Below are 24,320 nucleotides of genomic sequence, written 5' to 3' on the forward strand. Positions count from 1 at the left end.
GAAATTGCGCCTACCTTCCTAGAGAGCCCCTACAGCTGAAGCGTTCGATGCGGATGGTGGCGCAGTCGAGGGCGTTGCTGCTGATCAAGACGGCGAGCTTCGGCATGCGCTCCAAGGTGGCTTCGCTTGCGGGGGTCAGGAGGGGTGACATCACGTTCAGGCGGCGTAGCTCGGGCAGGGCCGTCAGCGCTTCGAGGTGGGCGTCGTCGATCTCCATGAATGTGAGGTCCAGCTCGCTGAGCTCGGGAAAGCGCGTGAGTAGCGGTAGGTCCGCCTGGGTGACCTGAGTGCCCCAAAGGTTGAGCTCGCGCAGCGTCGTTGGAAGTTGCCGCAGGGTAACGTTGGAGACGGGCGTCCATTGCAGGCTGAGGCTCTCCAGCCCCGTGAACTGCGAGAGCGTCTGCGCGTTTCGGTCGTCAATGGAGGCGCTCTCGAGGGAGAGGCGCTTCAACGGCAGCTGGGTCAAGAGCTTCAAGCCTCGGTCGCTGAGCGGCGCTTGTTCCAGCAACAGCTCCTGCAGCCTCGGCAGCTTGGCGATTGCACCCATGGCGTCATCGCCGTTCCCACTCCCGGCGGCGACGTAGTGCAGTCGCTCCAGCTGTCTCAAGGTGGCGAGTGGCGCCATGTCTGCGTAGTTGATATCGGCGATGAGCTCCAGGTCGAGCAGCCCGCGGGCTTCGGAGACTGTCTTGACGGTTTCGCCGTTCAAGTGACCGCCTACCAGGCTCAGCTTTTGCAAGTGTGGAAGGTGCGCGAAGCCCCCAACGGACTCGTAGGGTTCGCTGCGGATGCTGAGTTCTTCCAGCTGCCTCAGTGGTGCAAAGCTCTCTGGCGAGGGTGACTTTGGACCGACGTGGTAGCTCAGGCTGCGCAAGTTCTCCAAGCGCAAGATGGCTGGAAGCGACGCTTCGTCCAGCTCCCAGAGCGCGAGATGTTCGAGGCTCGTTGGCAGCGTTTCGAGGGGCACGCGCTCGTCCGTGTTGGGTTCCATCTCGAGCCACCTCAGCCGCGTGAACTGCGCGAAGTCGGGGAAATGCAGCTCGGTCAAGAAGCGCAGCCCCACGACGTGGCGCAACGTGGTTGCTGCGCTGAAGTCTCGCCGCCCGAACCTGTAGGCGACATCCGCGAATACCGGATACTGAGCGGCGAGTGAATCGACGGCTTCAAGCACCTCTTTGTCCAAGCTGTGGAGCTGTACGACAACTGCGTCGCGCACTTCGTGCATCGCCGCTCGGCCCTCGGGTGTTTCCGTGCTGAACCAAACCACCCGGGACCCTTTGCGCAACACCCCTGGGCCCGCCATCCGCACCTCTTGACGCCTGACGCCCGGAGGTAGCTGGACGCTAAGGACCCGATCGTAAGTCCAATCTGGTTTGGAGGCGCCGGGCGTCGATGCGCGTTGCGGTGGCTTGGGATCTACCTCGGCACTTGACCGACTCGTCACGAGCTGCGTTGGTCGAGGTGTCGCTGCGCAGCCGGTTAGGCACGCAGCAAGCAACAGCCAGGACGCACGACGCATACTGGTTGATGTACCGGAAACCGGCGTCTCTCTCCCCCAAACCCCGCTTGAATTTCACGGGGTGAGTTCGAGAGGGGGTGAGGTGACCTAGTTGTGCGCCCCCGTGCTCCGTCGATCGACCCGGTCGGCTTATCCTCGCGGTATCATCAAACCGCGAGCGACGCTTGTGCCTGGAAGACCTCGCCAAAGCTGGAACAGGCGCGCGCACGTCCGCTGTGTTTCGCTTGATAGAGCGCGTGATCCGCACTCTGAACCAACTCAAGAGCACGCTCACTGCTGCCGCCCTCGGGTTCAGAAGCCGTCCGGAAGATGCCAGACTCGCGCGCATCATGGGTCGCAATGCCAACGCTGACGCTAACCGTCGGTCGAGTGGTTGAAGCCGCGTGGGCTATCCCAAGCGCGTCGATCTCGAGCAGGAGGCTCTCGGCCACTCGAGCTGCGCCAACCTCTGGAGTTTCCGGGAGGATTAATGCGAACTCCTCTCCGCCAAGGCGTGCCGCTAGATCGGCGGGTCGCCGGCAAACCCTCTGAAGTGCGTCCGCGACGCGCCGCAGGCATTGGTCGCCGGCCGGATGACCATAGCGATCGTTGTAGAGCTTGAAGTGATCGACATCCACAATCAGCAACGACAGCGGATTGCGCGTACGCTCCGCGCGCGCCCATTCACGCTCCAAGGTGCGGTCGAACGTTGCACGATTGGCTAGACCAGTGAGCCCGTCAGTGGACGCGGACTTGCGCAGCAAGTCACCCATCGCCTTGAAGCGCAGCTGGTGCTGCACGCGTACCCGCACCAGGCGAGGATTGACGGGCTTTCGCACGAAGTCTGCGGCTCCGGCATGGAAGCCTGCCATCTCGAACTCTTCGCTCGTGTCTGCGGTGACGAACATCACCGGGATGTGTTCGAGCTCCGAGGTCCGCTTGAGAGCCCTGCAGACCTCGATACCATTCATGCCTGACACTTGCGTGTCGAGCAGCACCAGATCCGGCGGCGCTTCACTCGCCATCCGAAGCGCGGCTGCGCCATTGGTGGCAACGCAGAGTGACGCCTGACCCGCCAGCAGAGTCGCTAGGAAATGCAGGGCACGCGGATCGTCGCCAGCTAGCAAGATTCGAGGCAGCACGTTGAACTATGGAAACGGCCGCGTCCGAAAGTCCTTGAGCGCTCTGTCGGGCTATTGCCTACGCAATCGCGCGCGCACCACTGCCAGCAGCTGGCCAGCCGTGAACGGCTTCGAGATGAAGTTCTCGCCCTCGCGCAGATCCATCTCGAGAACCCCCCGAGAGAAGCCGCTGCAATACACAACGGCAAGCTCCGGGTGACTGTGGTTCAGTTCTGCCCCGAGGGCCGCCCCCTGCAGGCAGTTTGGCAATGTGATATCCGTCAGTACAAGGTCGACCGGTGTGTGCTCCACGAGCAAGAGGGCCTCTTCGCCGTCCGCCGCCTCGAGCACGCTGTAACCTTCCCGCTCGAGAATTCGCCGATTCGAGCGCCGCACGCCACGTTCGTCGTCGACGATCAGCACGCGCCCACCTGTGGTCGCTGGCGACGCCGAGACGCTAGAGGACGTCCTGCATGACTCCGGTGGGCCTTCGTGCATCGGGACGAACACGCTGAAGGTCGTGCCTTCACCGGCGGTGCTGTCCACCACGATCCAGCCCTGGTGCTGAGACACGATGCCGTAGACTGTCGAGAGCCCGAGGCCGCTGCCCTGGGGTTTGGTCGTGACGTAGGGTTCCCAGATGCTGGCGAGCAACGAGGCGGGGATCCCACAGCCCGTATCGCTGACGCTCAACTGAGCGAACGTGCCTGGGTATGATTCCTTGGGGAAATGATCTGGAACGGGCGTGTCGACGACCGCGACGCTGGTGCTGATACGCACCTCGCCGGGGCGACCGCCCAGAGCGTCTCGGGCGTTGACCGCGAGGTTCACGATGACTTGCTCGAGCATCGTGCGATCGGCAAACAGGGAAATTGCCTGGTCCGAAGCCGCGACGGTGACCTTCACGTTGGTCATCACGCGCGCCAGCATACGCATCGTCTCCTCGACCACGCGATTCAGGTCGACGGCGCTACGGCTCATCATTTGCTTGCGGCTGTAGGCGAGGAGCTGCCTCGAGAGCTTCGCCCCGCGGCTCGCCGCCGCCAGGATTTCGCTCGTGGCCTCCAGCGTTTCCTCCTTGGAACCGCTGGTTTCGATCAGCGCTGCGTTTCCCTGGATGATGGTGAGCAGGTTGTTGAAGTCATGGGCTACGCCGCCCGCAAGGCGACCTACGGACTCCAGGCGCTGAGAGTGAAACTGGCGCTCCTGACTGAGTCGACGCTCCACGCTGTAGCTGACCACGCGAGGGAGCGCGAACACCTGATTCTTCGGCAGGTAGTCGTCCACGCCGTCCGCCAGTGCTGCGCGTCCAACTGACTCGCTGTCGTTTCCGGTGAGCACGACCAGAGTGGTGGTTGGTGCGAGGCCGCGGAGCACACGCCAGGTGTCGGCGCCTTCGCTGTCCGGGAGGTTCACGTCGGAGATTACTGCCGAGTACGCGTGGCGTCCGAGGGCTTCAATTGCCTCGCTCAGTCGCGAGACGTGCTCGACTGCAAACGGACCAAACGCTGTGACGTCCTCGAGGGCGGTGGACGCGAGCACGGCATCTCCCGGGTTGTCCTCGAGTAGCAACACGCGCTTGGTCTCTTCCGTCGGCCAGCTGCGTGGGATGGGCTCTGCGACTCGCCGTCCTTCAGCGGGCAAGGTGACGACCTGAAACCAGTAGTCCCCGAGCGTCCGCAGCGCGCGTACGAACTGTTCGATGTCGATGGGCTTCGTGATGTAGCTGTTGGCGTTCGAATCGTAGGCTCGCGCGATGTCTTCCTCGGACTCCGAGGTGGTCAACACCACAACGGGGATCTGTCGCAGGCGCGCATCCGCCTTGATTCGCAGCAGCACCTCCCGGCCATCCATCTTCGGCAGGTTCAGGTCGAGCAAGATCAGATCTGGCGTCGGGACGTCCGCGAATCGGCCTTCCTTGCGCAGGAACCCCAGAGCATCCACGCCATTTTCGACGCAGTGCAATGAGTTCAAGACCTTCGACTCCTCCAACGCAGCTATGGCCAGTAGGCGGTCGGTTGGGCTGTCTTCAACCAATAGGATCTCGGCGGCGCGCGTCATCTTGATCTCTCCGGGACCAGCCTCTCCCCGAGTGCGGTGAGGATGAAATGAAAGGTGCTTCCTTCGTTAAGCGTCGAGCTGACCCACATCCGTCCGCCGTGGCGCTCCGCGATCTTCTTGCACAACGCGAGTCCGAGCCCCGCGCCTGAGTATTCCTCTCGGCTGTGGAGGCGCTGAAACAGCTCGAAGATGCGGTCGGCGTACTCAAGCTCGACGCCGATGCCGTTGTCGGTGACGTGGAAGACGTTGCGGCCCTTGACTATTTCTGTGTGGATTTTTATGTGCGGGGGTTTGCTGCCCCGGTACTTGAGCGCGTTGCCGATCACGTTCTGAAAGAGGGAGACGAGCTGAGCCCGGTCTCCCGAGAGCGTCGGAAGCGGATCGACCTCCACCATGGCGTCGCAGTCTTGGATCGCCGACGACAAGTTTTTCAGCGCGACTTCAACGACCGCGTTGAGCGAGACGCGTTCGAAGGGAGCGCCTTTGGATGACACCCGCGAGTAGGCGAGGAGGCCGGTGATCAAGCTCTGCATGCGCCGCGCCGCATCAGCCATGTGCTCCACCAGCTCATGGCCTCCGCTGTCGAGCTGCTTGCCGTACCTCGCCTTCAGCAACTGGGCACACCCTGCTACCGCCCTCAGTGGCTCTTGCAGGTCGTGGGAGGCGGAGTACGCGAACTGTTCGAGGTCCTTGTTGCTGCGCTCAAGCTCGCGAGTTCGCTTCTTGAGTTGCGCTTCGGCCGAACGCTCCCGCGTGACATCCCAGCTGACCCCCACCATGCTGCCAGCCCTACCTGCGGAATCCCTCAAGATGGATGCTGCCGCGCGGATATATACGGGTTCCTCCGTGGTCGCGTTCGTGACCCTGAATTCGATGTCGAACACTTGCGTCCCGTTGAGTGCCTGCTCAGTCGAATGCTCGAAGTGAGCGCGATCTCCATCCGCGATCAGTTGCTTCCAGAGTTCAAGAGTCGGGGCGGCACCCTCCGGCAAGCCATGCAGCGCGCACATCCGCGCGTCCCAAGTGAGCTTGTTCGTCGTGAGCTCCCACTCCCAAACGCCGATCTTCGCTGCGCTGGTCGCCAACCGCAGCTTCTCCGATGCGAGTCGCAGCTGCGCCTCGGCCGCGGCCAACTGAGTGCCGTCGTTGCTGGCTGGTGGCAGACGCATGGGCATCGTCACCGTGGCTAACGTCCGGGAGGATCTCCGGGATAACTGCTATCGCCCACCAGGTAGCAGGCAAGAATACGCTCAGGGATGCGAGAATTCGGCCGTTGTATGATTCGCGTGTAGGTGAGGTGCTTCGAAAAAGGTGCTTCAGGAAACTGAGATAGCTGCCGTTAGCCTCTTCAAAGGAGGTTAGATGTTCGAAGCCTACATCGTGAGCTGCGGCGCCATCGCCGATGACCAACTGCAGGCCGCTTTCGACGCTCAGGCAGAGCGGACTCCCCTCGTGGGACAGGTCGCGCGCGAACTCGGCGTGTTGTCACCCCGCCAAGTGCTCTCGCTCCTGGATCAGCAGCAACAGTCAACGCTGAGGTTTTGCGAGCTTGCCGTCAACGAACACATGATGACGCAGCGTCAGCGAGCCCGCGTGCTTGCCGAGCAACAGCAGCGACGCCCTCCGCTGCTGGAGATGCTGCTGGAGACCGGCGGTGTGACGCGCGCCGACATATTCGAGCTGAGACGCATGTACGCGAAGCAAGCGCACTTCGCTCCGGAGCGCACCGGCACGCGACTCAAACAGCTCAGCCCCGAGGAGTTCTCCAAGCTCGCTCGGCAAGTCGCGAACGACCGCATCGCCTAGTTCCGCGACCCACTAGACGACAGCCAGACGAGAGCTGCTCGGAGAAGCGAGCGCTCTCGTCTTGAGTGCTCACTTACCTGAGACATCCTGAGCCGCCTCGTCGGCGCGCTTCTGCTTGCTCTCGAGGTAGGCCCTCGCGACCACGGGCAGGCCTGCCGCGAGGAACAGGCAGCCCATCTTGAGCATCAGGCCGTGTATCTCGATCAAATACGGCTGCGCGCCATAGGCAATCACCACGAGCAGCGATGGAGCGAGCACGAGCGCCGTGTCCGCCGGTGTCTTCGCCTTCACCAACGCGAGGATGGTGCCGATACCCCAGAGCAGTAGGAAGAAGCCCACAGCCGACACTCGCACACTTGGCAACCTGAAGGTGCCTCAAATTCGCGAGTCCGCGCGGTCTTTATTCGGTTTCTGGGACTTTGGTTTGGGGGGAGGCGCGTTGAAGGGCCGCGCTATGTGGCGAATGGTGTTGTTCAGTGGGATCAGCGTTGGGGCGCTGTGCGTTGGGTGCGACTTGGATCGCACCGCTCTGCCGTCCGAAGCTGCGTTGCCGTCCGAGGCTGCGTTGCCGTCCGAAGCTGCGTCGCTTCCCGAGCGAGTTGCGGCGCCTGCCCAGAGTGCCTCACCCCCAGAGAAGGCTGTGGTGCTTGAGCCGGCGGACGAAGAGGAGTTTGAAACGGACGCCGACTTGGAGGAAGCGAAAGCGGATGAGGCCGAGGTGCCTGAAGTGGAGTTCGAGCGCTATCGCGACGTGGAGGGAGTCGCATTTCCGCTAGGTAACGATGCCGTGGTGTGCAAGTCGCCGTGCGTGTTCCCGCCGTCGCCTGGAGATGAGCTGTGGATAGTCGAGGGCGGGAAGGCGCGACCGGCGCCTGAGCTGAAGCCCACCGAAGCGTGGAAGAAGCAGCTTCCGCAGTTCAAGACCTTGGAGATGGGCCTAGCTGCCTACTTCCCGGAGCCGCCGCTGGAGCCGCCGAAGCCGCCGCCTGAAGCGCTCAAAGCGGCCTACGCATCCGCACCTGTGCCCACCGAGGCGCGCGCCACGTTCGTGTGGGGCGCTGGCGCACCACCGATGGTGTCCGATGCTTGGCGCTTGTGCGTCTATGTCGACCAGAAGTGGAGCTGTGATGAAGCCCCGTGGAAAAGCGCGGTGAAGCTCTATCGCCTAGCGAACGCGCGCACGCTGGCGGTCGACGGCGATGCGATCGGGATTGATCCCGATGGCACGTTGAATCGCATTGAAGTCGAAGACGCGCACTTCGAGCGTGTGCTCGAGATGGATCACGTCACTTGGTTGATTGGCCACCACCGCCTGAGCAAGCCAAAGCACCCAGAGCACTATCGGTTATTCGACGCGGATGCCGAGCAGCAGCCCGAGCCCGAGCAAGCTCAGCGCTCGCAGTAGGAGCGTGTCGATTCCGTGCGGTATAAAAGGCTACCGACGCTCACGGCCGCCCGCCCGGACTCTCTCTCCAATCGCGCCAAGCCCATTTACGAGTAGCCAAAAACACCTGCCAAGCTCGCCCTCACCCCCTAAACGGACTAGGGTTCCCGCATGGGATTAGGCGGGGCTAAGGAGCGGCCGGTAATGCGGGTCGGGAAGGCTGCTGTGGTCGCGGCGTTTGCAGGCTGCGGACTGCTGGTTTGCGCTGTGGGCTGCGGCGGTGATGCGTTCGAAGCGGCGGGTGCCGGAGCCGCAGCGGGGGCCAGCGGCGCGGGCGCAGGCGGAGGCTCAGGGGGCTCCAACGGGGGCAGCGCGGGCGCTGGAACGGGCGGCTCGGGTGTTGGCGGTGCAGGCGGTTCTGGTGCTGGCGGTTCCGGAGCATCCGGCGGCTCTGGGTCGGGTGGCTCCGGTGCTGGTGGTTCCGGCGGCTCAGGTTCTGGCGGCTCTGGAACGGGCGGCTCGGGCGCCTCTACGGGTCAGCCATGCGAGACGGACGTCCACTGCGGCGAACTGATCTGCAACTGGAAGACGAACAAGTGTGGGCCGCCTGCAGCCAACGGGACCGAATGCAGTCGAGACATCGAGTGCGACTCCGAGCTCTGCAACTGGTCCGTCAATCAATGTTCGGACCCAGGAGAACTCGGGACCGAGTGCAGCCGAGACATCGAGTGCGCCTCCCAGCTCTGCAACTGGGCCCTCAACCAGTGCACGCACGCACTCTCCACCGGGGAGATGTGCCGACGCGACATCGAATGCAAGAGCGGGATCTGCATTCAATCGACGTGCGTTTGACAGGAAGCTTGGCGGCAAAAGAGCGCCGAAGCGCATCCGAGACCTGGTGCGGCGAGGGAGCTGGCGGATCGGTGCGCGCTAAGGAGCAGGGCAAGTCCACGTCGCCAGCCCAACGATGTCCCAGGCCCCATTCGGCTGAGTTCCAACCTCCCACAACCAGCCTTTGGTCGAGCCGTCGTCGTGAAACAGGATCACGAGGTTGTCGCTCCCAGGGTCCCAGTCGGAGGCCCACGTGACTTCAATGCCTAGCAGGCTCAGGTCTACCTCGGGATCGGTGCTGATTCGGTCCTCGTAGACACTCGCGTTGAGCGCGACTTCATGGTCGACGATGCCGTCGTCGGTGACGATGCGAAGGTTCAGACCGGTTTCGATGTGGGAGGGGCAGTTCCTTGGCGACCCGGGGTCCTGGTCGATCACGTGATTCTCGAAGAAGAACGCCTCGTTCGAGGTGAACTCGAGAGAAATTCGCGCGGAAACATCGCCTGCTTCAGCTGGGCCGCTCGCTCTGGGGTTCTCGTCGATCCAGGTCCACGAGCAGCCGCGCTCGCCGACATATGGCGCAAGCGAATCAGTAGCAGAACCAATCGGCGTCTCGGTATTCAGGTCGATGGCTTCAGTCCTCCTGACCTCGCAGCGCGGGAAGTGAGCCGACCCAGTCGGTTGGTCGCGATCCAGTAGCTTGCAGCCGAGCAAGACGCCGAGCAGACCCAGTGAGAGCAAAGCGTAGCCGCGTCCCATCGCGTCAAGGATACTCGCTTTGCTGTTGGGAGCTACTCGCCATGGCTGCAACGAGACCGGGCGGAATCAAGCCGTAATACACGTTTCTCCCAAAGTCAGAGCCAGGACTGGGTTTGGGGGGAGAGCTGATTGTGACTCGTCTGAGTGACGGTCAGCACTGGAACGTCATCGGCTCGGTAGCAAACCTGCCAGTTGTGTCCCGCCCCCTCGCCGTCGATTGCGAGCACGTCTACCTGACCATCATACCGGGTGCCATTGCACGCATCCGTTTGGCTGACCTTGGGCCCGGCACTGCTGCGAACTGATCCCCGCGGAGGAAGCGGCGCCGATCCTTTCAAAGGTCAGTGTCCGCTAGTCGAGGAGTGCCCGCGAGTCAGCGGCCGAAGTACTGCAGGCAGAACTCACCCGAGCGCTCGTCGACTAGCAAGGAGAGGACGCCGGATTCCAGGGGGGTGCTGAGGCGAGTACCGCCTTCCGGGGTGGTGTTGAAGAAGGCGCCGTCGATTGCCCCGCACTGTTTCCCCAGGGTACGAATCCGCGCGCTGCCGTGTCCGATGCTGACGGTCCGCTCGAGGACGCGGGCGTCGGTGCTGCTGCGTTCGTTCTCGAGTTCGAGGAACGCCGGCTCGCTTTGGAGGTGCTGGTGTGCGAGCTCGATCTGCGGTGTCCACTGCGCGACGCAGCGATAGCGCCACGGGTCGTCTTTGGGCTGAAAGTAGGGATCTTGGATCCAGCCCGGGCGTCCACCGATGCGGGTCGTTGCGGCTGGTGACGGGAACTCGTCCTCAATCGCGGGCCAGCTCTGTCGCGTGCCCCCGAAGCCGAACAGCGCAATGTCGAGCAACTCCGACGGAGCACTCTCCGCCTCCTCCGTCCAGCCTTTGACGACCACGCTGGCGCCGGGGCGCCTCTTCAACCTCGGGTGCAACGTGGGCGTCGCCACGGCGTTCTCCACCAGGACGACGCGCGCGATGACGTCGCCACCAGGCTCCACGGCGTGCATGTGGCACTCCATCATCGTTTCCGTGTTGGTACACAGGAACGAGTACAGCACCGTGCCTGCACCCCCGAGGTCGAGCCGACCCTCAGCGTGCTGCCACTGTCCAATGAACGTGAGCGGCTGCTTGCACGAGCCGCAGCTCGGCCACAGCTCCAGCGGAAGGCCCCGGGGCGCGCCCCCAACGCGATCCAGCGCATGGCGGTGTTCCTGAGCCGCACACAGCAGCTCCAGTTCCCAGACGGGGTTGTGGGCGAGCAGGGTCTTCATCGAGGCTTGGGCTTATACCCCAGCGGTGTTCGCGACTCAGCTCGGTCGCTCTCACTCGCGCTATCAGAAGCCTGCTGCGTAGCCGAGGGTTGGCGCGACAGTGAACCCACTGGCAGGAACGTAGGCGCGTAAGGGCAGCTCGATCACGACGCCGCCGGTCTTTCCGGCGGGGACGAGCAGCCCTGCGCCTAGACCGACGAAGGCTCGGCCTGCGCGCTTCCACACTTCCATGTACTGCTGGTCTGGATTGACCTGATTCGATGGCATGCTGCGGTCTTCTTCCACCGGCACCTTCTCGCGCTTGGAATCGGCCTCTGCCGCACCTGCTTCCCCGAGGAGGTAAAAGCCCAGACGCGAAGTACGATAAGCGTGCTTCGCGAACCAGTACTCGGCGCGCGCAGCGATCAGGAAGGGGAAGTCTCCCCCGCCAACCGGTGTTGGCGAGCTGCCGCGCACGGTGTAGCCAAGTCGCGCGCCGACCGTCGCCTTGCCGACCACGTAGTCGAGCCCAGCGAAGAGGCGGGTGGCTGACAGCGCGAAGCCGCTCGAGATCGAGTCGTATCGCCCCTTCACAGGATTGCCGGAGTACTGACTTCCATCCTCCCGGAAACAATAGAAGCCGTCGTCTTGCCCCGCCGCCGTACAGACGTCGTCGCCCCCAAGCAAGCTGAGTTCCTGGGAGAGACCGATCACCAGCCACAAGTGTTTGCGCTTGCGCTTCGCCTTCTTCGGAGTAGCGGATGGCTGATCTTCAGCCGCTGCGCGCTTCTTCCGCTTCTTCTTCTTGCACACGTTTGGCGGGTCCTGCCCGGGGAGCGATAGAGGCTCCGCGACGGACTCCACGAAGGCGACGAACGTGGGGCTTGTCCTTCGGAGCCGCTCGCGGCCACTTCCGCGTTCAGAGTTGAACTTGACCGGAGTGGCACGCCGGGCCGCACTCGGGGCCGTTCGGGTACACACTGGAGTAGCTGATGGTGTCGACCGTCTCGTCGACGATTGGGCTGCCGCCGCTCTCGATCACGAGGCGAAAGGTCTTCGGCGCGCGCATCAGGACGACGCTACGTACCTGGCCACCCTGAATGTTCACAGCAGCTGGAGAATAGTCCGCGTTTCCGACGCCATCGCATTGGAAAGCGTCCCCCTGGCCGCTGCAGGTAATCGTCTCGTCAGCTAGCTCGACCGTGACGTCGTAGGCGTCGTCCGGGCTGAACGACTGAGCCAAATCGATGGTGAGCTGATCGAAACAGCCAGCTGTGGTGCAGCTTTGGGTGTCATCCCCGCAGCCCCCAAAACCCAAGAGTGAAAAAGCAAGAACAAGTCGGCGCATACCAAAGTACCTCCTCCGCGAGGATTGCACGCTTCCGGGCTGGCGTCTGCTGCGGCCTTCGGACGCTAGTGCTCGCTTTCGGCGTCTACCCACGACCGCGCATGACCGTGGGGAAGCGCTATGGCAGCGCTGTCGCACCGTTGTCCCGCAGCCGCACGAGCAAGCCTGGGCTGTAGGCGATCTCTGGCGCCCAGCGCTCTAGGATTTCCCGCGTCTTTTCCTCGCCCACCAGTGGCACGAGTAAGGCCAAGCGCTCGATGGCGAGGCGCACCTCCGCACCCTTCGTGCGTAGATCCACGGAGCTGCTAGCCGCTGCATCGCTCAGCGTTTGTGCTTGCTCGGGAGTGAATAGCCTGAGCTCCGGTGCCCTCGCGCTGCGCAAGCCGGTGGTGATCGAATCGTAGAGCGAGGCCTCGCGTGCGACGACTCGGGCGCCCCAGTGCGGCCCGGGGTGAAAATCTTTTAGGGCACGCAGCTGGTCGTCCCAGCTGTTCGCGTCTTCGAATGCGTTGCGATAGCTGGCCAGTACCTCCGAAGGACTACCCAGGGTGTTCGTGCATCGCTTGATTGCGCGCGGAACCGTGGAAGAAAGATCGTCGCGCTGCAGGCTCGAAAGGCAGACCTTGCCGAGGCTCTGCTCAGCGGCGGGGCGCGCGCCCTGCAGCTGGATGAGGCGCTGCTCGACGACTTGCTAGCACCACTCGGGAGCTAGTTGTCTTCACCCCGGCAGGGGCCCTTCCGATGCTCAATTCGGGCACGCCTTTGGCCAGTCGCTACCGACGCAGTTCAGCTTGGCTGGACCATGGGAGAAGAAGAGGAGTCGGGGTGTGGCGAGCAGCTGCGCGATGATGTCGCTGCTTGGCGCGCCGTCGAACCACAACGTGCGTAACGTGGTGAGTTCACCCAACTCGCTGAAAGCTGCTGGCGCCAGATCAGTACGGAGCACCAGCGTGTGGAGCTTCGGCAGCGCCCGGAGCTCGACGACGTCGGGTACTCTGAGGGGGACGCTGACGCTCAGTTCTTCCAGGGAGGTCGCTGGGTGCAGCCCATGGAGCCTGACGGGGGTGAGGGGGAGCGAGAGCCGTCGCAGCTGGGGCCGCAGCGCGAGGTCCTCGATGCGCTCCTCAGGCGACGAACTCAGTGCTTCTGGTATCGCCGAATCCGCGCGGTTGCGAATGTAGGTTCTGGTGGGCGGCTCGAGCGAATGAGACCGTGCGGTCTTACAAACCTGCGTTTGCTACCTGCAGGGAGCATTGTCAGTACACGCAGACGTTGCTTACCGTTCGACGATGCGAATTCTCCCAGCTCTCCTCGCGTCAGCAGCGTGTGCGCTCCTGACCATCGCCTGTAGCAGTGATGACGACGGTGGCTTCACCGATGGAAACACCGACCCCCAACGCGCCGAGTGTGAAACCAAGGTGGTGATGAGCTGCATCAGCACCAGCGGCACGTGCCACGAGTGGTATTCAGAGGAAGCGGCGGACGCCATCTATTCCACCTGCGTCCAGCTCAACCAAGTCATCAGCAACCAACCCTGCCCCACCCGCTATTCGGAGTGCTGCATCCACATCGAAGGCTCCTACGACTACCCCGAAGGGATCTGCCTGAGTGACACCGACCCCGACCTTGCCGGTTTCAAATCCCGCTGCGAGAGCACCCAAGACCATCCCGAGAGGTGGTGCGGCGGCTGAGACTCAAGTCGATTCAAGCACTCTTGTTACTGCAATAGGTTTGGGGGTGAGGGTGCGATGAAGGGTGTTGCTTCGCGTTGGCGATGGCTCGGAAGCGGCTCAACGCAAACTGGGCGAGCGATCCAGGTGCGCAGGCGCGGTTTGGGTGTGAGATCGAACTCCTTCGGGCGATGGAGCATCCCAACATCGTGCCGCTGTGCGGTGTTTCGATCTCGACCATCGATCGGTCGTATTGCATGCCGCTGTACCCCAGCACGTTGCGTCGGCAACTTGCGGAGGGTGTGCACTACAGCGTCGGCGACGTGCTCGCCCTCGCGAGGTCGATCGCTTCGGCGTTGGACTATGCGCACGCTTTGGGTTTCACCCATCGCGACCTCAAACCGGACAACATCCTGATTGATGACGAGGGTCGTCCAATCATCTGCGATTGGGGTCTTGGGCAGTTCATCCACAAGCATTCCAAGGTGCTTCAGCTCACCGTCGGGGGCCCCATGGGCACCGAATACTATTGCGACCTAGAGCAGTGGAATTCAGGCAACGGCGGCACGCTGGGTGACGTCTACTCGCTTGGTATGACGCTGGCCGAAGTGGCGAGAGGAAGAGCCATCCAGATCCGACAGGTTGGGTTCGGGATCACCGAGGACGTGCTGCAGCCGCACACGTCGGCGGCGGTGCAGCTAAACCAGTTGTTTCGCCGAATGACGAGCCTCAGTCGCGCTTCCCGCTGTCAGAGCATGGGAGAAGTGCTCGTGGCTCTGAGCTGGATCGCGTGAGCAACTCGAAGCGCTCGCAATAGCCGCCGGAGCGGATCTCATGACAGCGGCCGGCGCACAAGGCGCCGGTTCCGCCGGGCATTGGAAGTCCGCATTCGGCGTTCGTTTATACACTCAGGCAGGGCTCGTTCTCGATAGTCGAGCGCGGGTGCTTGGCCTTGGAATGGAGGTCAGTATGGCAGCAATTGGCAGCAGATTTCGTACCGGACAGAAGTGCACACAAACCGGAGTATACCACTGGGACGGGTACACGGATGGCACACGCCTTCCAGCGCCGACATCGGAAGAGCGGGTGATCACGCTGGATGCTGGAAGGATTTTTCCGCCCGTCAATTCGGCTGACAAGGGAGCGTACTGGGTCCTGAAGCGAGCGACCTAGCGCCTGCGGCCCCGGCGTACATCGACGTGCGCCGGGGCTAGCTGAGTGCGTTCTGATCGGCTTGGTTGAGTTCGTTGACCCACAACACTAGGTGACCCACTAGCGCGGCCAGCTCAGTGCGGTCGGGGAGCCTTGCTTGGCAGGAGAAGCGAGCCCACCCCTGGTCGCAGGCCGCAGTGGACGGATTGCCGGGTGGGAGTCGATGCTTCAGCGAAGCGAGGAACTCGAGTCGTTCGTACGCATCTAGCTGCGGTCGAATGACGACGTCCAGGTAGCTCAACACGTCGTTTCCTCCGGGAGGCACAGGCCAATCCTTGTTGGTTAGGCGCGTTCGACGACCGTCGGGTTTGAAGTCGCTCGGAAACGGTTGCGGCAGAGGGGCAAGATACTCGTAGGCGAAGAGATTGACGCCCAAGGCGCCCTCCGTGGATCGGACCCTCTGCGCGCTAAACAGCATCAGGCTGCCTCTTCACGGCGAGGTGGAAACTCGGTCTGCTCCACGTCGGTTGCGAGCCGCGGGCCTGACGCCAGTTGGGGTGTGATTCGCTTCGCCGCCTCGGCTTCCGCCACCCACTGCCTCGTGATGAAGTCAGAGTACAGGCGCTGCGATTCCTTGCGAGTGTGGAAGATCACGATCAAGGCGCCCAGCTTGCTTTCCAGGTCCTCGCGTAGGCTGCGTAATCTGTGATAGAGTTCCCGCTGCTCCGGCCCGTCCACGTTGAAGATCTCGATCGTGTTGTTGCGGCCGTCGTAGTCGCCCCACAGCTGGTCCGCCGGCGCCCACCGGACTGGCCTGCCCGTGAACGCCTGGATTCGCTCGGCCCACTCCTCACGCGTCGTCATGGGGCCACCTCCTCTAGGAGCCCGACGAAACTCTCGGCTATCTCTAGGCTTTCGCTGGCCTCGGAGACGTCGACGAAGTCCTGCGTGTAGTCTGCCTTCACGCGGCGGTCGCGGATGAGAGCCAGGTCGTCCCGCTGATCATCCGTCAGCAGGCGCCAGGTACGCGCGAGCTGGGGGAACTCGTTGTGACGAAAGTAGTTTCCGTCGGGATAACGGTGCCCGCGTTGGAGAGCCAGGTCCGCGACCGCCAGATACGCGGCGAAGTAGGCGCGAGATGCGGAGGCACTGCAGAGGTCGGCGGCTTCCCGGTCCAACAAGTGACGTGCGGCCTCCAGGTTCTCCTGCGCCTTCTCGTCCAGCCGAATCGCCATTCCGCGAGTCTATCACCGCGGAGGTGCTCCGAGTAGTCAGTGCGCGCATGCGAGGTTCCTACGGGTTCGCATCGGGGGCGACAGCGCGACGGAAGCAGGACAAGCGCCTTTGAGCGCCCTGAACCGCCCGCACCGCACCTCAGCGCCAAACCAACAAGCACCACCCGCTTACGGCGGTGAGAGCGGTTGGAACTTCAACCGACCCGAGGCACCTATCGACGAAGAAGGTGAATGGCTCTTCAAGCCGCTGCCGCTCGGACCGCTTCTTCAATCAACGCTACCTCTACCCCGTAGTCCTTTGCGAGCGCGTTCAGTGAGTCGCCCCCCTTGAAGCGGTCCGCAATGATCCTGGTTGGAATTCCGGTTCCGTAGAGAATCGGTCTGCCGTAGGCCAAGTTCGGATCGATCACGATTGTCTTGGGCTGACGCCAAGCTCGCGCTCGACGAGGTGAATTGCCGCGCGGATTTGACTTAGCTTCACCTGATGCTCCCGCCGCATCGCAGCTAGCGTGAAGGCTTCAACGAGATTGGTGAACGAGAGGTACCCGCTGGCCGCGGGCTTGATCACACCTTGAACCGAACGACGTCCAGCCTTGGAAGCGTAACTCGTCCGTTCACCCACGCGCCAAGCGTCGTTCGAGGAACACCGATGAGGCGCGCCGCCTCGGCTATCGAGTAGCTTGGTGCGTCGTAAATCGACGAGGAATTGCGGGGTCCGCGTGCCACGACGGAAGTGTAGTACGCCTCGTTTTCATGGACAAGCGTTCAGCATAGGGGCTGCGCGTTTCCTTCAACTTCTTCGGCTTCTTCTCCGCCCTCGGCTATTGCCTCGCGGATCACGTGGGGGCGACGTCGTTCAGGTGCTTGGGGAGCTCTTTGGCGGCGCTTCCTGGTCAGCGGGATCGCCCTTGCGCTCGGTTCCCGCGTCATGCTTCAACCGGGGCGTGAGCCGGGACCTTGCTCTTGGTTGGACCGACGTCGCGATGCGGGCATTCAAGCTCATGGCGGTGGGCACGCAGCGGTTGGGCGTTGAGCTGCTTGTCACGGGAAGCGTCGGGCCGGTGAGCCTCAATGAGACGGGGCAACTCGCCTGCATCGTGAAGAGCTCTCGAGGTCGAGGGAGCTATCGCGTTGATGGCTGGCTCACGGGGGGCTTGGGCTGCACTTGCAGCTGGCGCTCCGAGTGCAAGCACGTGGCGGCGGTGCTGTTCGCGGTTGCGACCAAGCATGGCGCTGGCGAGCGCTCGAGCGCGGACCGAGTGACGCTAGATGGGAGCGGAACGTCCACGTCGTCCGCGGTGCAGCGCTGGCTGGGTTCGTGGAAGGACGAGCCAACGCCGCAGCGGGATCGCCTCGTGTTCGTGCTCGCTTTTGTGGGGGAACAGGCGTCGATCACCCTTCACACTCAGCGTCGCACCCCGAGCGGCGACTGGAGTTACGCCCACGGTATCAGCATGGCGGGGGCGCTGCGAGTCATCGGCGGGGAGCACTCGCGGGAGGGGCTCGACGCAGCCATCGAGAGCCTGGCCTGGGACAAGCGTGCAGAGGCGAGGCTCACCGGCCGCCTGGGTGCCTTCGGGTTGAAGGCCGCGCTCGACACGCAGCGCTTGCTCATGGATTGCCGTGCGGATTCGGAGCTGCGTCAGGTGCAGCTCGTGGCCGGCCCGCCACGTATCGGAAAGCTTGGCTGGGCAGAGCGGGACGGGCTGCTGAGGACCGTCGTGGAGCTCGGGGATCCAGCGCTCTTGATCGTGCGTACGGATCCGCCTTACTACGTCGACGCTCGCGACGGTTCGACGGGGGAGATCCGCGCTGCTGGCGACGTCGCGAAGTGGCTCGCCGCGCCGCCTATCCGTGAGGAACAAGCGCCGAGCCTCGCTGCGACCTTGCAGCAACACGGGTTGCCGGTCCCGAACACGACGCCGACCCGCGTCGTGCAGGGACGCCCGAAGGCGCGTCTCGTGATCTTCAGCGAGGAGCTGCCCAATGGACAGAAGGAACACCTGGGGCGCCTCGAGTTTCGTTACGAAGACGTGCTGGCGCCCGCCGATGACGACCCGCCCAAGCAGACGCTCCTCGAGATCGGCGGCGAACGGATCCGCCTGGTTCGCGACTTCTACGCGGAGGAAGACGCGAGGCAGTCGCTGGAGGCCATGGGATTTCTGCCTGAGATCGACCCTGTGGATCACTGGGCTCAGCCCGACGCGCTCGAGTGGGGCATGTTCCAGAGCGTGGGCAGGCCCTTCTTGGAGGCTCGGGGCGTCGAGGTCGTCTACGACCCTTCGTACAGCCTCGAGATCGCCGAGGCCGTCGACTACTTCACCGATCTGGAACCGAGCGGAAACGACTGGTTCGAGCTTGACTTCGGCGTCGACGTGCAAGGGGAGCGCATCAGCCTGCTCTCCATGTTGCTTCGAGGCATCGCCCACGGCGACGATTTCGGGGGTGAGGGAGAGTCGATGCTCGTCGAGCTGCCGTCAGGGCGCCTGGCGGAAGTACAGCTCGACCGCATTCGTCCCCTCGTCGATACCGTCATCGAGCTCGCGACCTCGGAGCAGCTCGAGCGGCGCCGCATCAGTCGCTGGCAGGCGCTTGACCTCGCGGAAACGCTAGGCCTCGACAGCAAGACGGGCAAGGGTCTGCGCAAGCTACGTGAGTCCCTCACCGGCGGAGCGCTGCCTCGCCCCAGGCTCCCGAAGAGCTTCAAGGCAACCCTGCGCGACTACCAGGCGCAAGGCGTCGCCTGGCTCGGCCTGCTCGGGGAGCACGGCGTCGGTGCGGTGCTCGCCGACGACATGGGCCTTGGCAAGACCGTGCAGTTGCTCGCACACCTGGTCGCGCGGAAACACAAGAAGCTCGCCAAGGGGCCGAGCTTGGTCGTGGCGCCTACCAGCGTGCTCGTCTCCTGGGCGGAGCAGCTCGAGCAGTTTGCGCCGAAGCTGCGCGTGGTCCTCTGGCACGGCGCCGAGCGCCAGGCGCGCGAGGCAGAGCTGATGGAGTGCGATCTCGTGCTGACGAGCTATAGCTTGCTGCATCGGGACGAGGCGCTCCTCACCCCCATCCCCTGGGATGTCGCCATCCTGGATGAAGCCCAGGCCATCAAGAACCCCAAGACCGCTACTGCGAATTCCGCGAGGAGACTTAAGGCGCAGCAGCGCATCGCAGTGACCGGGACGCCGCTCGAGAATCACCTGGGGGAGGTGTGGAGTCAGTTCGCGTTCGCTGTGCCAGGCGCGCTCGGTAGCGAGCGAGCGTTTGCGCAGGCCTTTCGCAGCCCCATCGAGAAGCACGGCGACGCTGCGCGCATGGAGGCCCTTCGGCGTCGAGTGGCGCCGCTCCTGCTCCGGCGCACGAAGGAAGAAGTGGCGAAGGAGCTGCCCCCAAAGACAGTCATCACTCACCATATCGAGTTTGGTGCGCCGCAGCGCGACCTGTACGAAGCGGTGCGCAAGCTGGTGGACAAGCAAGTCCGCGAGGAAATTGCACGGCGAGGTCTGGCGCTCTCGCGCATCGTGGTGCTGGATGCGCTGCTCAAGCTGCGTCAGGTGTGCTGCGATCCGAGCCTGGTGAAGACCAACCAGCGGCGAAACGTGCCCAGCGCGAAGCGCAAGTTCCTGAGTGAGCTGCTGCAGACGCTGCTCTCGGAGGGGCGCCGCGTGCTCATCTTCTCGCAGTTCGTGGAGATGCTCGAGCTGCTGCTCGCGGACCTGCTGGACGCCGGAATTCCCTATGCCTATCTCACTGGCAGCACGGTGAACCGCAAGACCCAGATCGAGCTCTTTCAGAGCGGCGAGGTGCCCGTGTTCTTGATCAGCCTCAAGGCGGGTGGGGTGGGCCTCAACCTCACGGCGGCGGATACGGTGATCCACTACGACCCGTGGTGGAACCCCGCCGTGGAGGCGCAAGCGACGGACCGCGCTCACCGTATCGGGCAAGAGAAGCCGGTGTTCGTGCATCGCTTGATTGCGCGCGGAACCGTGGAGGAGAAGATCGTCGCGCTGCAGGCTCGAAAGGCAGACCTTGCCGAGGCTCTGCTCAGCGGCGGGGCGCGTGCCCTTCAGCTGGATGAGGCGCTGCTCGACGACCTGCTAGCGCCGCTCGGGAGCTAGTTGTCTTCACACTCCGACTCCGGCAAGCGGATCCTCCGATGCTCACAGTCGACTAGATAGTAGTCTATCAGCCGTAAATCCCCGCGGATGCGGTCTGCGGCGCGCAGGTCGGCTTCACCGGTGGTGGCGTAGTAGCGGTGGAGGTTGGGCAGCGCCAGCAGTGCGATGAAGGCGTCGCCGTCTAGGTTCGTGGTGTTGACGTGGAGGGTGCGCAGCTCTTTGAGGTTGAGCAGGGCGGGGACGGCGGCGTTGGTGATGCCGGTGTATTGCAGGTTGAGGCGACGCAGCTTGGTTAGGGTGCTGAGGGCGCGGGCGGTTTCGTCGCCGACGGTGGTCGAGCTGAGGTCGAGGGTGCGTAGGTTGGTGAACTGGTCGATGCTGCGTGCGGCGGCGTCGGTGAGTCCGCTGCCGCCGACGTCGAGGATCTCGAGTTGGGTCAAGGTGGTGAGGTGTTGCAGGCCGCTATCGATCAGGTGCGAGTCGTGGAGGTAGAGCGCCTTCAGGTTCTTGAGCCCGGCCAAGCGCATGAGGCTGTCGGTGCGCAGGTCTTGGGGAGGCGTGAGCTCCGTTAGCTGGGTCAGCTCCCCGAGCTTGATGGCGCCGTCGTCGTCGAAATGGCTCTGGCGCAGGCCCAGGGCGCGCAGCTGGGGGAGCCGCGCGAGGTAGCGCAGGGCCTCGTTCGTGAGGGGCGAAGCGGTGACGAAGCGCCGCAGCTTGGGCAACGCCGTCAGGTGCTTGAGGTCCTCGTCGAGCAGGTAGTCGCCGACGGTGAGATCTTCGAGCGCCTTGAGGCCTGTGAGATCACGCAGCGGGGACTCCCGGGAGTTGCTGAGCTCCAGGCGCCGCAACTTGGTGAGGCGCAGCAGCGCCTTCGGCGAACCCGTGGTCGCGACAGAACCGACCACCAGCTCCTCGAGCCCGGTCGGCAGGCGCTCGTAGAGCTCACCCTGGGTCTCCGGTTCGAGCACCTCCAGGTGCCTCAGCGCCGTGCACTTGCGCAAGTCGGGGAAGTCACCCACCAGGCCTGCACTGAGCACCAGCGCTTGCACATGGCGCAGGCTGCCGAGGGCAGACAAATCCTGCTGAGCCGCCGCGGCCTCTTCATCGCTGCTGGATGCGTCCGCAGGTTGCGGTGCGTGCACCGGTGGCTCATAGCGAATTGCCACGGGGTAATGTTTGGCGACGTCGTCCACCTGCTGGAGCAGCTCCGGGGACAGATTGCCCAGGGTGATCGACACTGGCCCCTGCACGCGCTTCAGCTGCTGCCGCGCGCTCTTACCATGCAAGTCGAGCCACACCAGGCGCCCGTGTACGCTCGCGCTGTACAGCGACTCCGCCTGCAAATCATCCAGCTCGTCCGCCGTCACCGGCAGCAGCGAGCGCAGCAACACAGAGTACGTCCACACCTGCCTCTGCGCTTGAGCCTTACCCTCGACCTCGTCCGTTTCCGCTTCGTTGGCGACCACGACAGGTTGGTTGGGGGAGAGGGTCGCCCCACTGCAGCTCGCAAGACACACCGCACAACTTGTGAGCAGCCCTCTCCAGTGCCTCATGGGCCGTGGATAGCACTGCACCGCATCGGTCCGCTTGCGCCATTATCGGGCGCTGGGTGATTCTTGTCAGGACCGCTCGGCAGTCGCCAGCGTCGCCTCGAGGCTCTGTTCCGTGAGGATGCGCTTCGCAAACTCCCTGATTTGTTCATCCGTGGCGCTGCGCAGCCGCTCATCGACCCACGCCGGGAGCGCGCCAAACTTCACTTCCAGTTGCTCACGAAGCATGGTGGTTCGGCCTTCAATACGACCCTCAGTTCGACCTCGCTCCTCGCCTCGGTTCCAAAGGTCGTCTAGAGAGCTCAAGAATTGCTGCGCCATGTCGGGTGCCTCTCGGAGGATTGTGTCACAAAGTGGGACGCGCTGCTCGGCGGTGGTGAGCGAGTTCAGATACTGCACCAAGATCGCGTAGTCGCCAGGCTGGCTGTGGAGAACTCGCCTCAGATGACCGATCCACTGCGGAATCGAGCTGAGGAGTCGGTTGAAGCGGCGTGCGTCCCTCAGCATGCAGAGCGCCACCACCGCCATGTCCGTGAGTTGACGTTGCACCAACTCCTCGATGGTCGTTGCGGGCAAGTCGTCAAGAATCACGTGAAGTTGCGCGACGTGCGGTTGGACCTGTGGGAGAGCGCGAAGGCTTTCGGGATACGCCGAGTGTAGGTCCAGCGCATGTGGCCACGGCTTCGTCGCGTTGCTCACGAGCACGGGGACGACGATGGGGATGTCTCGTTCTGGAGAATCCGCGAGGTAGCGACGCTGCGCGAGGCTAATGTAGTGCAGCATGCGCCACGCGATACGTGGGTCGACCGTAGACTGGTGCTCTACGAGCACGTAGACCATGAGGTCGTGCGGGTGCGTTGCTGCTGAGCGCTCCCCTTGAGCTGGCCTGTAGGTCAGGGAGAAGAGCAGGTCGCTGTAGTAGGGCCGTAGGTCCTCATCGAGGCCGCTTGGATCCTCAAGCCGAAGTGAATCCCACACGGCGAGGTCGGTCAGGCTTGAAGGGAGCCAATGACGAAGGAGTCCCCGCGCGTTGTCTGGTCGACCAAAGGTGCCACGAAACAAGGCATCGTGAGTCGGACGTTGTTCTGACACGCCGCTCCTATCGGTGGGAGCGCGAGCTGGTTGCGGACGTCACTCGTAGAAGAGGCGAAACAGGTCGACTTGTAGGCCCAGCGCCGCGGCTTCTTCGGGGTGCTCGAGCACCCAGTTGACCCCGGTCGCGCAGGCGTCGTGGCGTCCCTGTTCGGTGGTGAGGTCCCAGTCGTCCACCCACTCGACCACGAATCCGTCTTCGAAGAGCGCGACTTCGTACTGCACGCCGAGGGACTCGACCTGGAGCACGACCAGCTTCTTTCCCGTGTTTCGCCCGGGCTGGGTGACGACGCCGGGCTCTGGGGGGCCGAGCAGTTGGCCCCGGCGGGACAGGTCGTAGCTCGTGTTGTGTTTCCATGCGGCACGGCGCATGCGATGCGCTTCCTGCAGCAGGGGGGTGAGTGGACTCTGGGCGTCTAGCTCATCCAAGAGGCGCATCGCCAGCTGGCGGTGGGCCAGGGTGCCTTCTCGGCCGACGTCTGCGTCGTAGCCCGAGTCCTTGAACAGGCCACGCACGTGTGCGCCGTCTTCCGCCAGGATTTCGACGACGACATGGCCATCGTCAGTGGGGTACGGCGGCTTGACGACTTGCCCCTGAAGCTCGGTGCCTTGGGTGGCCTTTTCGGGGGGAGGCTGTTCGTCGCTCATGGGCAGCGCGACAGCGTACACCGCGCCTCACCCCAAACCCAGGCTGAGCTGCTGCGTTAGACCGCTGTTTCAAAGCCGGGTGGCTACTTGCAATTGAGTTCGGGGTTCCGGGTGCACCTTCCGTAGAAGCAGTCACCCGATCGACAGGCGTAGTCTTCGGAACACTCCGCTTCGTCCTCGAGCTGTGGAGTGCAGACGCGGCCGGAACCACAGTAGAAACCTGCAGTGCACGAGTAGCTGTTGAAGTAGCAGGTAGCGCCTGGGCTGAACTTGAGGCGACACAGGCCCAGGGAGAGATCAGGTGAGAGCTCGTGGTCGCAGATATAACCAGGGAAGCACTGCGTATCCGCGCGGCATTCATCGTCTTCGTTGAGGTACCCCGCGACGCACGTCCCTTCGTCGCAGTAGAGGTCCTTTCTGCAGAAGAAGGTCGTGTCGTTGCACTGGGCGCCGATGCCACCTCGCGTGACGCATCGATGATCGCCGTCAGAGAGAACCGCACAGTAGCCGTCGAACTCGCAATCGTCACTGTAGACGCAGGGCTCTCCCGGCTTCGCTAGCACGACGCACTTCTGACGGCCCGCATCGAAGTCGCAGCGACAAGCGACGTCCTGACTCGGGTCATCAGTCGTGCAGTCCCGGTTGGAGAAGCACGCTGGCGCATCATCTTCAGACGAGCAACCCATGGGCAAGACGAGGCACAGGCCCAGCACCACAACGATTCCGCGCAGTATCACAGCTTGTAGTTAGCTGAACCGTCAGCTAGCTACAAGCGTCGATGCCGCCGGACCAACGAACGAGTGGTGGCGT

General features: G+C 63.5%; 28 protein-coding genes. 7 read left to right on the forward strand and 21 right to left on the reverse strand.

The window, feature by feature from the left end:
* Positions 1 to 10 precede the first annotated feature (10 nt).
* From H6718_21065 to H6718_21080, 4 genes are all read right to left on the reverse strand, one after another.
* On the reverse strand, positions 11 to 1,267 hold the full coding sequence (locus H6718_21065) for a hypothetical protein (protein MCB9587909.1): 1,257 nt from the start codon (positions 1,265 to 1,267) through the stop codon (positions 11 to 13).
* A gap of 398 nt (positions 1,268 to 1,665) precedes the next feature.
* Positions 1,666 to 2,640, reverse strand: coding sequence for a diguanylate cyclase (locus H6718_21070; protein MCB9587910.1), 975 nt, complete (start codon positions 2,638 to 2,640; stop codon positions 1,666 to 1,668).
* A gap of 51 nt (positions 2,641 to 2,691) precedes the next feature.
* Positions 2,692 to 4,680 carry a response regulator gene (locus H6718_21075; protein MCB9587911.1) on the reverse strand — a complete coding sequence of 663 codons (1,989 nt, stop codon included), beginning with the start codon at positions 4,678 to 4,680 and terminating at the stop codon, positions 2,692 to 2,694.
* Positions 4,677 to 5,855: a PAS domain-containing protein gene (locus H6718_21080; protein ID MCB9587912.1), complete on the reverse strand. Its 1,179-nt coding sequence runs from the start codon at positions 5,853 to 5,855 to the stop codon at positions 4,677 to 4,679. Before H6718_21080 ends, H6718_21075 begins: the two co-directional genes overlap by 4 nt.
* Positions 5,856 to 6,042: 187 nt before the next feature.
* Between H6718_21080 and H6718_21085 the strand changes: the two genes are divergently transcribed.
* Positions 6,043 to 6,486 (forward strand): hypothetical protein, encoded by a 444-nt coding sequence (locus H6718_21085; protein ID MCB9587913.1) that lies wholly within the window; start codon positions 6,043 to 6,045, stop codon positions 6,484 to 6,486.
* A 69-nt stretch (positions 6,487 to 6,555) separates the two neighbouring features.
* Here the strand turns inward: H6718_21085 and H6718_21090 are convergent, their stop codons facing one another.
* Complete coding sequence (locus tag H6718_21090; protein MCB9587914.1) at positions 6,556 to 6,840, reverse strand: hypothetical protein; 285 nt, start codon at positions 6,838 to 6,840, stop codon at positions 6,556 to 6,558.
* A gap of 100 nt (positions 6,841 to 6,940) precedes the next feature.
* On the opposite strand from H6718_21090, the gene H6718_21095 reads away from it, so the two are divergent.
* Both H6718_21095 and H6718_21100 read left to right on the forward strand, forming a co-directional pair.
* Positions 6,941 to 7,891, forward strand: a complete 951-nt coding sequence (locus H6718_21095; protein ID MCB9587915.1) for a hypothetical protein — start codon at positions 6,941 to 6,943, stop codon at positions 7,889 to 7,891.
* 183 nt (positions 7,892 to 8,074) lie between these two features.
* Positions 8,075 to 8,722: a hypothetical protein gene (locus H6718_21100; GenBank protein MCB9587916.1), complete on the forward strand. Its 648-nt coding sequence runs from the start codon at positions 8,075 to 8,077 to the stop codon at positions 8,720 to 8,722.
* A gap of 78 nt (positions 8,723 to 8,800) precedes the next feature.
* Here the strand turns inward: H6718_21100 and H6718_21105 are convergent, their stop codons facing one another.
* From H6718_21105 to H6718_21130, 6 genes are all read right to left on the reverse strand, one after another.
* Positions 8,801 to 9,460, reverse strand: coding sequence for a hypothetical protein (locus H6718_21105; protein ID MCB9587917.1), 660 nt, complete (start codon positions 9,458 to 9,460; stop codon positions 8,801 to 8,803).
* 373 nt (positions 9,461 to 9,833) lie between these two features.
* A complete protein-coding gene (locus tag H6718_21110; GenBank protein MCB9587918.1) occupies positions 9,834 to 10,727 on the reverse strand; it encodes a hypothetical protein in 894 nt (297 codons plus the stop codon).
* A gap of 63 nt (positions 10,728 to 10,790) precedes the next feature.
* Positions 10,791 to 11,570, reverse strand: coding sequence for a hypothetical protein (locus H6718_21115; protein MCB9587919.1), 780 nt, complete (start codon positions 11,568 to 11,570; stop codon positions 10,791 to 10,793).
* A gap of 55 nt (positions 11,571 to 11,625) precedes the next feature.
* The gene (locus H6718_21120; protein ID MCB9587920.1) at positions 11,626 to 12,054 is read right to left on the reverse strand and encodes a hypothetical protein; all 429 of its coding nucleotides are present in this window, start codon (positions 12,052 to 12,054) and stop codon (positions 11,626 to 11,628) included.
* Between the two features lie 118 nt (positions 12,055 to 12,172).
* Positions 12,173 to 12,352, reverse strand: a complete 180-nt coding sequence (locus H6718_21125; protein ID MCB9587921.1) for a hypothetical protein — start codon at positions 12,350 to 12,352, stop codon at positions 12,173 to 12,175.
* A 447-nt stretch (positions 12,353 to 12,799) separates the two neighbouring features.
* Positions 12,800 to 13,000, reverse strand: a complete 201-nt coding sequence (locus H6718_21130; GenBank protein ID MCB9587922.1) for a hypothetical protein — start codon at positions 12,998 to 13,000, stop codon at positions 12,800 to 12,802.
* Between the two features lie 343 nt (positions 13,001 to 13,343).
* Between H6718_21130 and H6718_21135 the strand changes: the two genes are divergently transcribed.
* From H6718_21135 to H6718_21145, 3 genes are all read left to right on the forward strand, one after another.
* The gene (locus H6718_21135) at positions 13,344 to 13,745 is read left to right on the forward strand and encodes a hypothetical protein (protein MCB9587923.1); all 402 of its coding nucleotides are present in this window, start codon (positions 13,344 to 13,346) and stop codon (positions 13,743 to 13,745) included.
* An 83-nt stretch (positions 13,746 to 13,828) separates the two neighbouring features.
* Complete coding sequence (locus tag H6718_21140) at positions 13,829 to 14,518, forward strand: protein kinase (protein MCB9587924.1); 690 nt, start codon at positions 13,829 to 13,831, stop codon at positions 14,516 to 14,518.
* Positions 14,519 to 14,693: 175 nt separating this feature from the next.
* The gene (locus H6718_21145) at positions 14,694 to 14,897 is read left to right on the forward strand and encodes a YjzC family protein (protein MCB9587925.1); all 204 of its coding nucleotides are present in this window, start codon (positions 14,694 to 14,696) and stop codon (positions 14,895 to 14,897) included.
* A gap of 37 nt (positions 14,898 to 14,934) precedes the next feature.
* On the opposite strand, the gene H6718_21150 is transcribed toward H6718_21145, so the two are convergent.
* From H6718_21150 to H6718_21175, 6 genes are all read right to left on the reverse strand, one after another.
* A complete protein-coding gene (locus H6718_21150; protein MCB9587926.1) occupies positions 14,935 to 15,312 on the reverse strand; it encodes a hypothetical protein in 378 nt (125 codons plus the stop codon).
* Between the two features lie 41 nt (positions 15,313 to 15,353).
* A complete protein-coding gene (locus H6718_21155; protein ID MCB9587927.1) occupies positions 15,354 to 15,740 on the reverse strand; it encodes a hypothetical protein in 387 nt (128 codons plus the stop codon).
* Positions 15,737 to 16,111, reverse strand: coding sequence for a HEPN domain-containing protein (locus H6718_21160; GenBank protein ID MCB9587928.1), 375 nt, complete (start codon positions 16,109 to 16,111; stop codon positions 15,737 to 15,739). The genes H6718_21155 and H6718_21160 overlap by 4 nt, the downstream gene beginning before the upstream one ends.
* A 239-nt stretch (positions 16,112 to 16,350) precedes the next feature.
* Positions 16,351 to 16,521, reverse strand: coding sequence for a DUF433 domain-containing protein (locus tag H6718_21165; protein ID MCB9587929.1), 171 nt, complete (start codon positions 16,519 to 16,521; stop codon positions 16,351 to 16,353).
* Positions 16,518 to 16,733 carry a hypothetical protein gene (locus H6718_21170; protein ID MCB9587930.1) on the reverse strand — a complete coding sequence of 72 codons (216 nt, stop codon included), beginning with the start codon at positions 16,731 to 16,733 and terminating at the stop codon, positions 16,518 to 16,520. Before H6718_21170 ends, H6718_21165 begins: the two co-directional genes overlap by 4 nt.
* The gene (locus tag H6718_21175) at positions 16,676 to 16,837 is read right to left on the reverse strand and encodes a helix-turn-helix transcriptional regulator (protein ID MCB9587931.1); all 162 of its coding nucleotides are present in this window, start codon (positions 16,835 to 16,837) and stop codon (positions 16,676 to 16,678) included. Before H6718_21175 ends, H6718_21170 begins: the two co-directional genes overlap by 58 nt.
* A gap of 218 nt (positions 16,838 to 17,055) precedes the next feature.
* Here H6718_21175 and H6718_21180 point away from each other — a divergent pair, with 218 nt between their 5' ends.
* Positions 17,056 to 20,220, forward strand: a complete 3,165-nt coding sequence (locus tag H6718_21180) for a hypothetical protein (protein MCB9587932.1) — start codon at positions 17,056 to 17,058, stop codon at positions 20,218 to 20,220.
* On the opposite strand, the gene H6718_21185 is transcribed toward H6718_21180, so the two are convergent.
* From H6718_21185 to H6718_21200, 4 genes are all read right to left on the reverse strand, one after another.
* A complete protein-coding gene (locus H6718_21185) occupies positions 20,217 to 21,773 on the reverse strand; it encodes a hypothetical protein (GenBank protein ID MCB9587933.1) in 1,557 nt (518 codons plus the stop codon). The genes H6718_21180 and H6718_21185 overlap by 4 nt on opposite strands.
* A gap of 66 nt (positions 21,774 to 21,839) precedes the next feature.
* Positions 21,840 to 22,862, reverse strand: a complete 1,023-nt coding sequence (locus tag H6718_21190; protein MCB9587934.1) for an Rpn family recombination-promoting nuclease/putative transposase — start codon at positions 22,860 to 22,862, stop codon at positions 21,840 to 21,842.
* Between the two features lie 39 nt (positions 22,863 to 22,901).
* Positions 22,902 to 23,510, reverse strand: a complete 609-nt coding sequence (locus H6718_21195; protein ID MCB9587935.1) for a hypothetical protein — start codon at positions 23,508 to 23,510, stop codon at positions 22,902 to 22,904.
* 83 nt (positions 23,511 to 23,593) lie between these two features.
* Complete coding sequence (locus H6718_21200; GenBank protein MCB9587936.1) at positions 23,594 to 24,247, reverse strand: hypothetical protein; 654 nt, start codon at positions 24,245 to 24,247, stop codon at positions 23,594 to 23,596.
* Positions 24,248 to 24,320: the final 73 nt, after the last annotated feature.

Source organism: Polyangiaceae bacterium, assembly GCA_020633205.1.
In the GTDB taxonomy this organism is placed as follows: Bacteria; Myxococcota_A; Polyangia; order Polyangiales; family Polyangiaceae; genus JAHBVY01.

Bases quoted from the DNA above. Each gene is read 5' to 3' on its own strand.
- H6718_21075 (MCB9587911.1), bottom strand. From the start codon at position 4,680: ATGACGCGCGCCGCCGAGATCCTATTGGTTGAAGACAGCCCAACCGAC.
- H6718_21080 (MCB9587912.1), bottom strand. From the start codon at position 5,855: ATGCCCATGCGTCTGCCACCAGCCAGCAACGACGGCACTCAGTTGGCC.
- H6718_21085 (MCB9587913.1), top strand. From the start codon at position 6,043: ATGTTCGAAGCCTACATCGTGAGCTGCGGCGCCATCGCCGATGACCAA.
- H6718_21095 (MCB9587915.1), top strand. From the start codon at position 6,941: ATGTGGCGAATGGTGTTGTTCAGTGGGATCAGCGTTGGGGCGCTGTGC.
- H6718_21100 (MCB9587916.1), top strand. From the start codon at position 8,075: ATGCGGGTCGGGAAGGCTGCTGTGGTCGCGGCGTTTGCAGGCTGCGGA.
- H6718_21105 (MCB9587917.1), bottom strand. From the start codon at position 9,460: ATGGGACGCGGCTACGCTTTGCTCTCACTGGGTCTGCTCGGCGTCTTG.
- H6718_21110 (MCB9587918.1), bottom strand. From the start codon at position 10,727: ATGAAGACCCTGCTCGCCCACAACCCCGTCTGGGAACTGGAGCTGCTG.
- H6718_21120 (MCB9587920.1), bottom strand. From the start codon at position 12,054: ATGCGCCGACTTGTTCTTGCTTTTTCACTCTTGGGTTTTGGGGGCTGC.
- H6718_21135 (MCB9587923.1), top strand. From the start codon at position 13,344: ATGCGAATTCTCCCAGCTCTCCTCGCGTCAGCAGCGTGTGCGCTCCTG.
- H6718_21140 (MCB9587924.1), top strand. From the start codon at position 13,829: ATGGCTCGGAAGCGGCTCAACGCAAACTGGGCGAGCGATCCAGGTGCG.
- H6718_21145 (MCB9587925.1), top strand. From the start codon at position 14,694: ATGGCAGCAATTGGCAGCAGATTTCGTACCGGACAGAAGTGCACACAA.
- H6718_21155 (MCB9587927.1), bottom strand. From the start codon at position 15,740: ATGACGACGCGTGAGGAGTGGGCCGAGCGAATCCAGGCGTTCACGGGC.
- H6718_21160 (MCB9587928.1), bottom strand. From the start codon at position 16,111: ATGGCGATTCGGCTGGACGAGAAGGCGCAGGAGAACCTGGAGGCCGCA.
- H6718_21185 (MCB9587933.1), bottom strand. From the start codon at position 21,773: ATGAGGCACTGGAGAGGGCTGCTCACAAGTTGTGCGGTGTGTCTTGCG.
- H6718_21195 (MCB9587935.1), bottom strand. From the start codon at position 23,510: ATGAGCGACGAACAGCCTCCCCCCGAAAAGGCCACCCAAGGCACCGAG.